The 12372-nt window shown below is 67.9% G+C and carries 13 protein-coding genes; 5 read left to right on the forward strand and 8 right to left on the reverse strand.

Annotated features, from left to right (window positions below; all coding sequences use genetic code 11):
- Positions 1-8: 8 nt before the first annotated feature.
- The 4 genes from ACFXHE_RS32040 to ACFXHE_RS32055 are packed head-to-tail and all read right to left on the reverse strand — an operon-like array spanning position 9 to position 2156.
- On the reverse strand, positions 9-872 hold the full coding sequence (locus ACFXHE_RS32040) for an ABC transporter permease (protein WP_379388266.1): 864 nt from the start codon (positions 870-872) through the stop codon (positions 9-11).
- A gap of 1 nt (position 873) precedes the next feature.
- Positions 874-1743: an MlaE family ABC transporter permease gene (locus ACFXHE_RS32045; RefSeq protein WP_379388267.1), complete on the reverse strand. Its 870-nt coding sequence runs from the start codon at positions 1741-1743 to the stop codon at positions 874-876.
- Positions 1743-1931, reverse strand: a complete 189-nt coding sequence (locus ACFXHE_RS32050) for a hypothetical protein (protein WP_379388269.1) — start codon at positions 1929-1931, stop codon at positions 1743-1745. Before ACFXHE_RS32050 ends, ACFXHE_RS32045 begins: the two co-directional genes overlap by 1 nt.
- On the reverse strand, positions 1932-2156 hold the full coding sequence (locus ACFXHE_RS32055; RefSeq protein ID WP_354845474.1) for a hypothetical protein: 225 nt from the start codon (positions 2154-2156) through the stop codon (positions 1932-1934).
- A 494-nt stretch (positions 2157-2650) separates the two neighbouring features.
- On the opposite strand from ACFXHE_RS32055, the gene ACFXHE_RS32060 reads away from it, so the two are divergent.
- Positions 2651-3550, forward strand: a complete 900-nt coding sequence (locus ACFXHE_RS32060) for an oxygenase MpaB family protein (RefSeq protein ID WP_379388270.1) — start codon at positions 2651-2653, stop codon at positions 3548-3550.
- A gap of 12 nt (positions 3551-3562) precedes the next feature.
- On the opposite strand, the gene ACFXHE_RS32065 is transcribed toward ACFXHE_RS32060, so the two are convergent.
- Together ACFXHE_RS32065 and ACFXHE_RS32070 are read right to left on the reverse strand one after the other, a co-directional pair.
- Positions 3563-3685, reverse strand: a complete 123-nt coding sequence (locus ACFXHE_RS32065; protein ID WP_379388271.1) for a hypothetical protein — start codon at positions 3683-3685, stop codon at positions 3563-3565.
- Positions 3682-5742: an ArnT family glycosyltransferase gene (locus tag ACFXHE_RS32070; protein ID WP_379388273.1), complete on the reverse strand. Its 2061-nt coding sequence runs from the start codon at positions 5740-5742 to the stop codon at positions 3682-3684. Before ACFXHE_RS32070 ends, ACFXHE_RS32065 begins: the two co-directional genes overlap by 4 nt.
- A 523-nt stretch (positions 5743-6265) precedes the next feature.
- Between ACFXHE_RS32070 and ACFXHE_RS32075 the strand changes: the two genes are divergently transcribed.
- Both ACFXHE_RS32075 and ACFXHE_RS32080 read left to right on the forward strand, forming a co-directional pair.
- Complete coding sequence (locus ACFXHE_RS32075) at positions 6266-7885, forward strand: sensor histidine kinase (protein WP_379388274.1); 1620 nt, start codon at positions 6266-6268, stop codon at positions 7883-7885.
- 83 nt (positions 7886-7968) lie between these two features.
- Complete coding sequence (locus tag ACFXHE_RS32080) at positions 7969-8676, forward strand: response regulator transcription factor (protein WP_379388275.1); 708 nt, start codon at positions 7969-7971, stop codon at positions 8674-8676.
- A gap of 15 nt (positions 8677-8691) precedes the next feature.
- Here the strand turns inward: ACFXHE_RS32080 and ACFXHE_RS32085 are convergent, their stop codons facing one another.
- Both ACFXHE_RS32085 and ACFXHE_RS32090 read right to left on the reverse strand, forming a co-directional pair.
- Positions 8692-9720: a hypothetical protein gene (locus ACFXHE_RS32085; RefSeq protein WP_379388277.1), complete on the reverse strand. Its 1029-nt coding sequence runs from the start codon at positions 9718-9720 to the stop codon at positions 8692-8694.
- A 307-nt stretch (positions 9721-10027) separates the two neighbouring features.
- Positions 10028-10288 (reverse strand): hypothetical protein, encoded by a 261-nt coding sequence (locus ACFXHE_RS32090; RefSeq protein WP_379388279.1) that lies wholly within the window; start codon positions 10286-10288, stop codon positions 10028-10030.
- Positions 10289-10330: 42 nt separating this feature from the next.
- On the opposite strand from ACFXHE_RS32090, the gene ACFXHE_RS32095 reads away from it, so the two are divergent.
- Both ACFXHE_RS32095 and ACFXHE_RS32100 read left to right on the forward strand, forming a co-directional pair.
- The gene (locus ACFXHE_RS32095; RefSeq protein WP_379388280.1) at positions 10331-11230 is read left to right on the forward strand and encodes a hypothetical protein; all 900 of its coding nucleotides are present in this window, start codon (positions 10331-10333) and stop codon (positions 11228-11230) included.
- An 89-nt stretch (positions 11231-11319) separates the two neighbouring features.
- The gene (locus ACFXHE_RS32100; protein WP_379388281.1) at positions 11320-12300 is read left to right on the forward strand and encodes an AraC family transcriptional regulator; all 981 of its coding nucleotides are present in this window, start codon (positions 11320-11322) and stop codon (positions 12298-12300) included.
- Positions 12301-12372: the final 72 nt, after the last annotated feature.

Raw genomic sequence — 12372 nt, forward strand, 5'->3', positions numbered from 1 at the left:
CGAAACACCTATCCCGAGATGCGGAAGCCGGGGTCGATACCCCAGATCGCAAGGGTCAGAAAGAGATTGACGAAGACCATGACGACGATGACCATCTTGATGGCCTGCCCGGCCGCCACCCCGACGCCCTCCGGCCCGCCGGTGGCGACGAAGCCGTAGTAGCACTGGATGAACGTCGAGATCATCACGAAGACCATGACCTTGAGCAGCGACCAGAACACGTCCGGTCCCAGCAGGAACTGGAAGAAGTAGTGGTCGTAGGTGCCGGCGGTGGTGCCGCCCAGGAACAGCACCGACAGCTTGGTCGCCAGGTACGCCACCGCCAGGCCCACGCTGTAGAGCGGGATGATGGTCAGCGTGGAGGCGATCATGCGGGTGCTGATCAGATACGGAAGCGGCCGGATGGCAAGGGATTCCAGCGCGTCGATCTCCTCGGAGATGCGCATGGCGCCCAGCTGCGCGGTGAACCGGCACCCGGCCTGAATTGCGAACGCCAGGGTGGCGATGACCGGCGCGATCTCGCGGGTGGTGGCGAAACCGGAGATGGCGCCGGTGAGCGGCGACATGGTGAGCAGGTTCAGCGCCGTGAACGACTCCATGCCGACGGTGATGCCGCCGAAGCCGCACAGCGCCACCACCACGCCGATGGTGCCGCCGCCCACCACCAGGGAGCCGTTGCCCCAGCCGATGTCCGCGGTCAGGCGCAGCACCTCCTGGCGATAGTGCCTGAGCGCGAACGGAATCGCGAGCAGGGCCTGGAAGAAGGTGATGACCTGGTGACCGAGGCGCTGATTGGCCCGCACCGGGACGGACACCACATTCGTGGCCATCCGCACCGGTCTGAGCGCCGGGGGAGTGTAGGTCGTGCCCACCTCACACCACCTTCGACGGCAGCAGCGTGTTGTAGAGCTGGGTGAGCACGATATTGGTGGCGAACAGCATGAGCGCCGAGCTCACCACCGCCGAGTTCACCGCATTGGCCACCCCGCCGGGGCCGCCGTGCGCGTGCAGGCTGATATCGCAGGCGATCACCGCGGTCAGCAGGCCGAAGACGGCCGCCTTCAGCACCGCGATGACCAGATCATTGGCCACCGCGAAGGACGCGAACGAGCCGATGAACGAACCCGGCGTCCCCGACTGGGCGTAGACGTTGAACATGTAGGCGGTGGCGAAGCCGACGAAGACGATGAACCCGCACAGCAGCATGCTCACCAGCACCGCGGCCGCGATACGCGGCGCGACCAGCCGCCGGACCGGGTCCACGCCCATGACCATCATGGCGTCGATCTCCTCGCGAATGGTTCGCGAGCCCAGGTCGGCGGTGATGGCCGACCCGACCGCGCCCGCGATCATCAGCGAGGTGACCAGCGGCGCGCCCTGACGGATGATGCCGAGCCCGGCCACCGCGCCGATGAACGTGGTCGCGCCGACCTGGTTGACCAGCGCGCCCAGCTGAATCGACACCACCACCGAGATCGGAATGGCCACCAGCACCGTCGGTGCGGCCGACACGCTCGTCATGAACGCGCACTGCTTGATGAACTCCTGATACGGGAACCGCCGTCGCAGGATCGACACCACCAGCTGCCGCAGCGCGTCGCGGCCCAGATCGACCTGTCGCCCAAGGGTTTCCAGCGAACGCTGCGGATGCCGCCGCCACAGCCCCCGCACGCTCTCACCGATCCGCTCGAGCTCGGTGGGTTCGGCATCCGGTGCGGTGGAAGGCTTTTCGAGTGTCGTCATCAGGCTATGTCCTCGAGATAGCGCTGCAGCAGGACCAGCAGATAACCGGCCACCGAGAGGCCCGCGGCCACGGTGCACAGCACGGCCACCCACAGCCCGAAGCGCAGCACGGGATTGACTTCCATACGCCCACCGAGGATCTTGATGCCGATCACCAGGATGTCGATGAGCCAGACCAGCGCCATCATCTACGTCATGCACACATTCGAGAAGGTGAGCACAGGCCAGCACACGATGGATCCCAGGAACGAGATGATCACGTCGATGCCGTGCAGCTGCTTCAGATGCGAGGTGTGGGTCAGGGTCCAGATCACCCCGACCAGCCCGTAGGGGATGCCGAGAATGATGAGGGTCCCCAGGAACTCCGACACCTTCATCTCGTAGCTGAGTAGCCGATCCAATCGTTTCAGCATGTCGCGTATGTCCTTTCGCTTCCCTGCGGCCTCGGGCGCGGTGCGTGCCTCATTGCCGGTGCCGCGCTGTCCCCGATGCCGGTGCGCCCCGGGCCGCTTCGCGAGAGCTGCCCGCAGCAACGTATGTTACTGACGATTCTGAGAAGTGGAAGCGGTTCCGATGATCTTTTTCGCTCAATATCCTCTGCATTAACGCCGGTGCTGGATCGTTACTGTCGGATCCGAGTATCTAAGTTATTTGAAATTCCTACGCCAAACGATCGTCTGAGAACGAGAATAGTCAGTAACATAGCAGCCGTGCCGGGGTGCTCGGCGCAGGTTCGGCGAGGAGTGTCCGATGCAGGCAGGGGTCGGGTGTGCCGTGACCACCACGGAGAGAGGGAACCCATATGACGACCGGGGCAGCGCAGCCGTCCGGCTGGAATGATGATGAGGCACAGTCGAATCCGGATCCGACAGGGGAGAGGGGCAGACCCCGGGTCCGGCGGATCTCGGTGGCGTCCGCACCGGCTGCGGGAGTCGCGGCGAGCCTGACCCTGGAGCAGACGCGCATCCACATCCCTGGCGTGCACCGCCCGGACACCAAACGGCCGCCGAAACTCGAAGACGCGATGGACTTCTGGCAGTTCTCGGGGGCCGCCGCGAATGTCGCCATGCAGATGGCGCGACCCGGCGTCGGCCACGGGGTGGCCGACAGTAGGGTGGAATCCGGCGCGCTCATGGTGCATCCCTGGAAGCGGTTGCGCACCACGGCCTCCTATCTGGCGGTGGCCATCCTGGGCACGCCCGAGGAGAAGATCGCCTTCCGGGAAGCGGTCAATGTGGCGCACCGCCAGGTGAAGTCGGAACCCGGTGCGGCGGTGAAGTACAACGCCTTCGACCGCGACCTGCAGATGTGGGTCGCGGCCTGCCTCTACATCGGGTTCGAGGACTCCTACCAGCTGCTCAACGGTCGGATGAGTCCCGACCAGGCGGAGGCGTTCTACTCCACCGCCGCGCCCCTGGGCACCACGCTGCAGGTGACCGAGGAGATGTGGCCCGGGACCCGCGCCGAGTTCGACGAATACTGGGTCGAGGCGTGCCGTCAGGTGGCCGCCGACGACAAGATCCGCCGCTTCATCGAGGACCTACTGCACCTCCGCATGATCCACTGGTATCTCCGGGTCATCTTCGGCGGACTGCTGCGCTTCCTGACCGTCGGCTACCTGCCGCCGTACTTCCGCGAGCAACTCGGTGTGGAGTGGACGGCCGCCGACCAACGCCGCTTCGAGCACCTGTTCCTGTTCGTCGGCTTCGTCAACCGCTTCATCCCGAAGTTCCTGCGCACCATGGGCACCCGCACCATGATGGCCGACGTGCGCCGGCGCATACACCGGCACAGGGCGCTGATCTGACCGCCGGTCCGATCAGTTCGATTGCACCCCCTGCGGCTGGGTCCAGCGGTCGATCACGAGATTGTTGGCGGCCGAGGCGAAATAGAGCTCGATCGCCGGCCCCGGACGGGGCCGGCGCAGCTGTTCGTGGCTCACGCACTCACCGGCTGGGACAGGTCGTAGACGGTGGTTCCGCCCACGGTGACGGTGGCGAAGTGGGACTTCACCCACTCGGTGATCTGGGCGGCGGTGGAATTCGAACCGCCCATGGCGAAGCCCTCCAGGAAGTACCGGACCTGACCGGTCGACACATACTGCTGGAACTGCTCGAGGGTGGGAGAGTTGTCGCCGCCGGAGAAGCCACCGATGGCCATGACCGAGGTGCCGGACTTCAGGGCGAGCGTCGCCGCCGACATCGAGCCGACCGACGCGGCCGACCAGCGTCCATCGGTGTGCGCGAGCAGGCTGACCAGTTCGGCATTGTTCCCGGTATCGGAACCCGGTCCGTGCTCGCCCGGCGCGGCCGACGCGTCACTGGGGCCGCCACTCGGAAAGCCTTCGGGCCGTTGGCCGGAGTCTTCGATCGGCGACTGGCCGGGAGCGTCCACGCCGGAGCCTGGACCGCCCGCGGGCATCGCTCCGAAGGGCCGGCTGGTGGGCCCCGAGTTCGGACTGCCACCGCGGTGGCCCTGACCAGCGGTCGCGATCGCCCACGCTCCGGCGCCGCCCAGCCCGAACAGCAGGCCGGCGGTGGCCAGTGCGACGGCGTAGCGGCGGGAGCCCCGGGTGCCCGCGACCAGGGCCAGTGCGACCAGGACCGACCCGGCAAGGATCGTCCAGCGCAGCCACGGCAGCCAGTCGGGAGTGCGGTGCAGCAGGACGAAGGACCAGGCGCCGGTGACGGCGGCCATGGCCGCGAGCGTCAGACGCGCGGCGGGATGCCCTGCCCGGGACCGCAATTCACGCACCGACAGGGCGACCAGCGCGCCGATGGCCGGGGCCAGGGCGACCGTGTAATAGGGGTGCACGATGCCGCTCATGTACGAGAAGGTCAGTCCCGTGACCAGCAGCCAGCCGCCCCACAGGATGAAGGCCGCCCGGGTGCGGTCCGTGCGCGGGGCGCGGCGGGTGAGCCAGAGCCCGGTGACGAGCCCGATCAGCGCGGCGGGCAGCAGCCAGGAGATCTCCGCGCCCATCGCCGAATTGAACAGGCGGGTAATGCCATTGGCACCGCTGAAGCCGGGGGCGCCGTGCATGCCCTCCGGCAGGTCGAACTCGCCCCCGCCGGAGCCCGGGTTGCCGTGGCCGCCGAAGATCCGGCCCAGGCCGTTGTAGTCGACCGCCAGCTGCCAGAGGCTGTTGGTGGTGGAACCGCCGATGTACGGCCGCGAATCCGCTGGCCACAGCTCCACCAGCGCGATGTACCAGCCCGCCGAGACCACCACGGCGAAGCCGGCCAGGATCAGGCTCCAGATCCGCTGCCGCAGTGGCGCGTTGGCCGCGATCAGATACGCCAGGGCGAGTCCGGGCAGGATGAGGAACGCCTGCATCATCTTGGTGAGGAAGCCGAAACCGACTGCGACACCGGCCGATACCAGCCAGAGCGTCGGCGCGGAGAGCAGACGGTCCCCGGTGGCCGTGATCGCGCGGACCGTGCAGTAGGCGGCCGCGACCAGCAGCAGGACCAACAGTGCGTCCGGATTGTTGAATCGGAAGATGAGCGCGGCCACCGGGGTCAGCGCGGCGATCGCCCCGGCCGCCAGGCCCGCGCCCGGTCCGCTGAGCCGGCGCACTGTCGCGACCAGCAGACCCGTCGAGGCGACGCCCATCAGCGCCTGCGGCAGCAGGACCGACCACTGGGAGAAGCCGAGCAGTCTGCCGGACAACCCCAGCACCCACAGCGCCGCCGGCGGCTTGTCCACGGTGATGGCATTGCCCGCGTCGAACGACCCGAACAGCAACGCCTTCCAACTCTGCGACCCGGCCTGCGCGGCCGCCGAGTAGTACTCGTTGGCCCACCCCGAGTTCGTGAGGTCCCACAGATACAGCACCGCGGTCACGGCCAGCAGACCGAGCAGACCTGCCCGCGCCCACCGCGGTTGCTCCGGAGGCCCGAAAAACACTCGCCCGAACCAGTTCTCACGATCCGATCCGCGGCGCTCGGTCAGCCGGTGCGCCCCGGCCACCCCCGGCCGCTGCGTCGTCGATGTCATATCCACGTCCCTTCATTCACCGCGATGCCGTTGCTCCGGCGCGGTTCTCGAGGCCGATCCTGATCGACCGCCCTCGGGGGAATGTGGCGCGAACCTGGGAACCAGCTGGCAATGCCGCGTGAGCACCCTGCGCCTCCGCTGTGATCCCGAACTTCGTGATCCAGGGTGGCGGCCTGACTGCCGACGTGCAGCAGAAGTCTGCCAGGCAAACACCGCGGCCGCGCGCGGCCACCGCAGTCCGTGAGGGCTTCTGCATCGCGGCTGCCTGACAGACCGTGCTGCGGCGTGCGGTCGCCATGCGCGAGATATTCGTCGACTGCGATGTGCCCGGTGTCCAGGCATGCTCCAGGTCCCGGCCGCGGGCCGAGCGGTGGTTCTCGAGTTGGCCAGAGGTCGGGCGGATACGGTCGGGTCGGTCCGGCCGTTGCGGGGCGGTGGAAGGAGTTCGTGGTGGTCCGGGAGCCGGAGGGTGCTGGGGCGGGGGTCCGCCGGAGCGGGGCTGGGCTGTGTTTAGGTGGGTGGCGTGAGTGATCTACCGGCCCGCGCGGCGCGCGTAGGGGGTGATGCGGCGCGACGGGCTCGGGGTTTGCGGCGGTGGACCCTGCGGACGCGGCTGCTGGTGGCGGTCGTGGTGATCGCGGTGGTGGGGCTGACGGCGTTCGGGGTGCTGAGTGTGGCGGCGCTGGGACGGTCGGAACTGGCGCGGATCGATGGGCAGTTGAATTCGGTGGCGGTGGATATGGCCGCCCAGAGCCATCCGCCTCCGCCGCCGCGGTCCACCTCGACGGTGCAGGGATTGCCGTCGACGTTCCAGATCCAGTTCTTCGACAGTGCTGGGCAGCCGGTCGGGCAGATCGGGGTCGGCGCGAACGATCTGGCCCTGCCCGCGATGGACCGATCCGCGGTCGAGGCGCGCGGGAGCAAGATCTTCGAGGTCGACGACTCGCACGGGACACCGTGGCGGGTGCGCACAGTCGCGCAACCGCCCAACGAAGACCAGCCGGACGGCGGGACGGCCGCGGTCGTCATGCCGCTGGACGGTTATTACGCGACGGCCCGCGAGCTGCGGACCATCGAATTGATGGCGGGCGCGGGACTGATCCTGGCGCTGGGCGGCGTGGCGGCCTGGCTGGTGCGCGTCGGATTGCGGCCGCTGTCGCGCATCGAGCACACCGCCGAGGCCATCGCGGCCGGTGATCTGGATCGCCGAGTCGAACACGCGGACATCCATACCGAGGTCGGGCGCCTGGGGACCGCCTTCAATGTGATGCTCGAGCGGTTGTCCACCACCATGCGGCGGCTCGAGGAATCCGAGTCGCGCATGCGGCTCTTCGTCGCCGACGCCTCGCACGAACTGCGCACTCCGCTGACCTCGATCCGCGGCTACGCCGAGCTGTACCGGATGGGCGGCGGCGCGGACCCGGCCCAGGTCGCCACCATGATGCGACGCATCGAGGACGAGGCCGCGCGCATGGGTGTGCTCGTCGACGATCTGCTGCTGCTCGCGCGGCTCGACGAACAGCGCCCGCTGGATCTGACCGACGTGAACCTGTCCACCGTCGCCGACGAGGTGGTGCGGGACGCACGGGTCCGGCAGCCGGAACGCGTTGTGCGGCTGCGTCTTCCGGACGAACCCGTCCACGTCGTCGGCGACGAGCACCGGCTCCGTCAGGTGCTGACCAACCTGGTCGGCAACGCGCTCGTGCACACTCCCGCCGCGGCGGAGATCGATGTCCGGATCCGGTGGGCAGTGCCCGCCGAGACGGTGGACGGCCGCGCAGAGTCGCCCCGGACCGGGACGGCCGGTGTCGAGCCGCGCGGCACCGGGGTGGTCGCGGCGGCCGGGGCGGAACTGCCCGCGGGCGCTGTGGCCGTGATCGCCGAGGTGTCGGACACCGGGCCCGGCATCCCGCTGGAGAAGGCTGAGCACGTGTTCGATCGCTTCTACCGGGTGGACGAATCCCGTTCGCGCGCTGGTGGTTCCGGCCTCGGCCTGGCGATCGTCGCGGCCGTGCTGACCGGGCACGGCGCACGGATCCAGCTGCTCACGGGCGCGGGCTCCGGCACCACGTTCCGGATCGTGTTCCCGATATCGGACACGCCCGGCGCCACCGGCCGGGGTTCACAGGAAACGCCCAGCTGACGCCGAGCTCGAGCGGTGGTGGCCGCAACCAGGATGACCGGTATGAATCGGTGTGGGACGCGGGTGCGCATAGGGTGGCGAGCGTGAGCGATCGCGCCCCGGCGGGGGCGGCGACCGTGCTGGTCGTCGACGATGAGCCCTACATTCTGGACCTGCTCTGTTCCGCGCTGCGGCTGAGCGGGTTCGAGGTGTACTCGGCCGACACCGGGCGCGGCGCGCTGGAGGCGGCGACCCGGCGGCGACCCGATGTCATGGTCCTCGATGTCATGCTGCCGGACCTGGACGGATTCACCGTCGCCCGGCGGCTGCGTGCGGCCGGCAGCGAAGTGCCGGTGCTCTTCCTGACCGCCCGCGACGCCGTCGAGGACCGCATCGCCGGACTCAGCGCCGGCGGCGACGACTATGTGAGCAAGCCCTTCAGCCTCGAAGAGGTGGTCCTGCGGTTGCACGCGATCCTGCGCCGGACCCGGCCCGGCGACGAGGACGGACCCGGCCGGCTGCGCTTCACCGACCTGGAACTCGACGCCGGCACCCACCTGGTGTTCCGCGCCGGTGAACAGATCTGGCTGTCCGCAACGGAATTCAAGCTGCTGCACTACCTGATGCTCAATGCGGGCAAGGTGGTGAGCAAGCGCCAGATCCTCGATCGCGTCTGGCAGGCCGAGGAGGGCCGCGCCGACCGGGTGGTGGAGACCTTCGTCAGCCAGCTGCGCCGCAGGATCGACACCGGCCACCCGCCGCTCATCCACACCGTGCGCGGCGTCGGCTACACCCTCCGCGAATCCCCCTAGCGCGGACTCCGGCGATCACACCCGATCGAGGAAACCGTTGCCGTAGTCGATGTTCCGGGCATCACGCAGATCCGCGTCCGGTGTGAATCGCAGCGTGTCGGTACGATCCCACAGTTCCATTCCGGCTATGGCGGACTGGCAGTCGCGAATGCAGCGGCGGACGCCATTGCGGATTCTCGGCGGCAGCTGCAGCGCATCCATTTCTGCCGTAATTGCCTGGGCCGCGGCCTGATTGTCGGCGATCCGGACGTCTATCGAACGGCGGACTTCCGTGACCGCCTGCGGCAGTTCCATTCCCAGATGATGCTGCAGAGTCGTCACCAGATTGATGGTGTCCTCGGAATCGGTTTCGATTGCCAGCGAATGCAGATCATTGATCAGGCACATGATATCGGCGGTGGTGGCGATTATCTCCTGATACGCGGGACCGTAATACAGGGCGTCGGGAATTTCGGTGTGCTCGATCACCTCCGCCAAATCGACCGTCGGCAATACCGTGCACGCGTCCCGGCGTAGTCGCGGATATTCTTCCGGACTCGGCGACTTGCCCGCCTGACGAAATGCATTCTCGCGCGCGTGACCGACCAGCCACAATTCCAGATTCAATGCGAATCGGCGCGCCCAGGCCTCGGAATTACGCGGGAAGGTACGGGTGCAGAGATTGGACAGAGCTGCGATGACGGGCGGCACCGGACCCGCGACCCCGCGCTCGTGCACCACCTGCAATGCGGCGTGCCGGAGGCGGTCGTAGTCGTCGAGCCGGCCCGTGGTGATGGCCAGATCCTGCAGATCGTCGAAGACGAAGAATACGGTAATCCATTCGGCGACCAGGAGCATGTCGGCGAAAGACGAGGTGGGGCACCAATACGCCGAGAATCGCGCGTACCCGAGCGATTCGAACTTGCGGGCCGCCGCCTCGTCCTGGAGCAATCCGAAACGCTGTGCCCAGATCTGAACTCTTTCCTGCGCTCGATCGCTCATCGAATGCCGTTGCGGCGGGAACGGAAGCGGGATCTCCAGGTGCCGCAAGTCCTGTTCGTTCATCGGTAACACCTGGGTTCACTCGGGTGGAGGCGGGATCCCTCCGGCGATCAGCGTAACCGACATTTCGGGCAGATATTCGCGGATTCGCAAGATCCGCAGAGCGGCAACCAATTTCGCCGGGACCGCAGACGGCCGCGCGACAGCTGCCGGAGGTACGGTGAAGGGGTTCCCGTCTGGTCCGCAAACCCCTGCGAGTCATCGTGTACGAGGAATCCACCGCCGCGGTCCGCAAGCACGCCCTGATGTCGTTGTGGCAGTTGATCAGGGTCGTAGACGAGGACCCCGACGGCATGATCAGCGGGTCGCCCTACGCTACGGCCGGCGTGGTCGGACGGCTGTGGCAAACACCCCGAGTGCTGCCCGCGACGCTGGCGCGGCCGGGGCTGAATGCGTTGGCGCGCACCCAGAACGGCGACGGCAGCTGGGGGAGTCCGCACGCCCCGGCGCGGTATCGGGTGCTGCCCACGCTGGCGGTGGTGTGCGCGCTGCGGGGGCTCGCGCCGGACGCGCCGATCGATCGCGAGTGGGTGCGCGGCGCGGCACGGCGGGGGAGCGAGTTCCTCTTCACGGATCCGGAAGTCTTTCTTCCAGAACGACTGCCCAGTCGCCGGTGCTCACCGCGACGGCCCTCGGGTGGCGCGGCGCCGAATTCGCCGGAGCCGAGCGGTATCTCCGCCGCGAAGGCGTCCGCCGGCAGGGCCTGTGGCCGGTGCTCGCGCCCGTGGTCAACTTCGAACGGGCGACGGCGGCAGCGCTTTTCGCACGCCTCGGCTTCCCGTTGCCGCCCGGGTTCACCGCATTGTTGAGCGCCTCGCTGCGATCGGCCCTCGGTGCGGAGTGCATGGCGGTCGCCCCCGGCCTGCCCCCGGACGCGGACGACACGGCGACGGCGGTCTTCACCCTCAACTCCTGGGACGATCCGGTGGATCCCCGCTGGCTGCTGCGTTTTTCCGGCGCGGAATCGCCACTGGTCACCGCACACCTCCTCGGGGTACTGACCACGGTGGCGCGGCGGGCGGGGCACGATTCGTACCGTGACAGACAGGTCGCCGCGGTGCGCCTGCTCGTCGAAACGCAAGAACTGGACGGTCATTGGGACGACCGGACGGTCGCCTCGCCGTATCCGCCGACCGCCGCCGCGGCCATGGCGCTGGTTCGCGCGATCGCATCGGAGTTCTCCGCCGACGCCTTGCTGGCGGTATCCCGGGCGATCGCCTGGTTGCTCGCGACCCAGCGGCCGGGCGGATCCTGGGGCGTGTGGCATCCCACCACGGAGGAGACGGCCTGCGCGGTGCACGCGCTGTGCGTCTGTGTGAACCCGTCGGCCGAGCGTTCGGTGGCCCTTGCATTGCGCCGGTCTCACATTTTCCTTGCCGATTGCTATGACGCCGGGACGGCCGATTCGACGCGAACCCCATTGTGGCACTACAAAGATCTTGGATCGCCGCTTAGAATCGAGCGTCTGTATACATTGACCGCCCTGCTCATGAGCGGTTCACCGCTACGGTGAGGCCATGGTGGGGACCTTGGTCACCAACCACGGACGGAACTCGTTCGAAACGTGGTTGCTGAGCGATATGTGGTGGGAAGATTACCGACGTGGAGCAAGCCGTTTTCGGCGCTGTCGAGATCTCGTCGTCCTCGACCCTTTCGCCACGTCAGGCGTTCGAGCAGTGGGAAGCCCTGATGGCGGATGCGGTCGCACCGTCGGTGATCGAGCCATTGCGCACAGGTCACTGGCACGGACAAGTTGCCACAACTCAATTCGACGGATTCGCGGTGTCGCGCATGCAGGCCAGCGCGCAACGGGCATTGCGGACAAAAAAGATGGTGGCGCAGTCGACCGGTGAGTTCTTACTGGTGAATATCGTGCTCGAAGGAACGAATTGGACCGAGCAGCGCGGCCAGACGGCCGAATGCGAGCCCGGCACCATCTCGTTCTTCGACAGCGGCGTGCCGCTGGAGAGCCGCACCACCGACAATTGCCTGTCGACGCTGGTACGCGCCCCGCTGCAGCTGGTGCTCGAGCACTCCGGCCTCACCCGCGACCAGCTACCCACCGCCACCGCCGTCCCCGCCACGGGGGCGCTGGGCGTGGTCGCCGGCTTCTTCCGCAATCTGGCCGACCTACCGCCCGACGACATCGCGCGTGCGGTCACCGTGTTCGGCAGTGACGCCGCCGGCATGATGGCGTCGGCGTTGCTGCTGGCGAACGGCGAAAGTTCGCCCGGCCCATCGGATTCGCTCTACACGCGGCAGCAGGTGCTGGCCTACATCCGCAAGAACTTCACGAACCCGGACCTCACGGTCGACGAGATCGCGCATGCCTGCCTGATCTCGCGGCGCACGCTGTACCGGGTCTGCGAGGGGTTCGGCGAGCCGGGCGGGATCGTCCGCCGCACCCGGATCGCCCATGCCCGCCGCCTCATCCGCGCCGACCCCTCCCGATCCCTGGCCGCCGTCGCCGCCGCGTCCGGTTTCGCGACGGACCGCCACTTCTATCGGGCTTTCCGCGAGGAAACCGGGCTCACCCCAGGCCAATTCCGCGACCAGCTCGGGCCCCGCAACCGCACGCGCTGAGCCACAACAGGATTGGTGAGCCGTCACCTCCTGTGCTCGAATCTCGGTTCCTGATCAGGGACGGGGTCGTGC

It is taken from the genome of Nocardia sp. NPDC059229, from assembly GCF_042754165.1.
Classification (GTDB): Bacteria; Actinomycetota; Actinomycetes; order Mycobacteriales; family Mycobacteriaceae; genus Nocardia.

Bases quoted from the DNA above. Each gene is read 5' to 3' on its own strand.
- ACFXHE_RS32045 (WP_379388267.1), bottom strand. From the start codon at position 1,743: ATGACGACACTCGAAAAGCCTTCCACCGCACCGGATGCCGAACCCACC.
- ACFXHE_RS32050 (WP_379388269.1), bottom strand. From the start codon at position 1,931: ATGATGGCGCTGGTCTGGCTCATCGACATCCTGGTGATCGGCATCAAG.
- ACFXHE_RS32055 (WP_354845474.1), bottom strand. From the start codon at position 2,156: ATGCTGAAACGATTGGATCGGCTACTCAGCTACGAGATGAAGGTGTCG.
- ACFXHE_RS32070 (WP_379388273.1), bottom strand. From the start codon at position 5,742: ATGACATCGACGACGCAGCGGCCGGGGGTGGCCGGGGCGCACCGGCTG.
- ACFXHE_RS32085 (WP_379388277.1), bottom strand. From the start codon at position 9,720: ATGAACGAACAGGACTTGCGGCACCTGGAGATCCCGCTTCCGTTCCCG.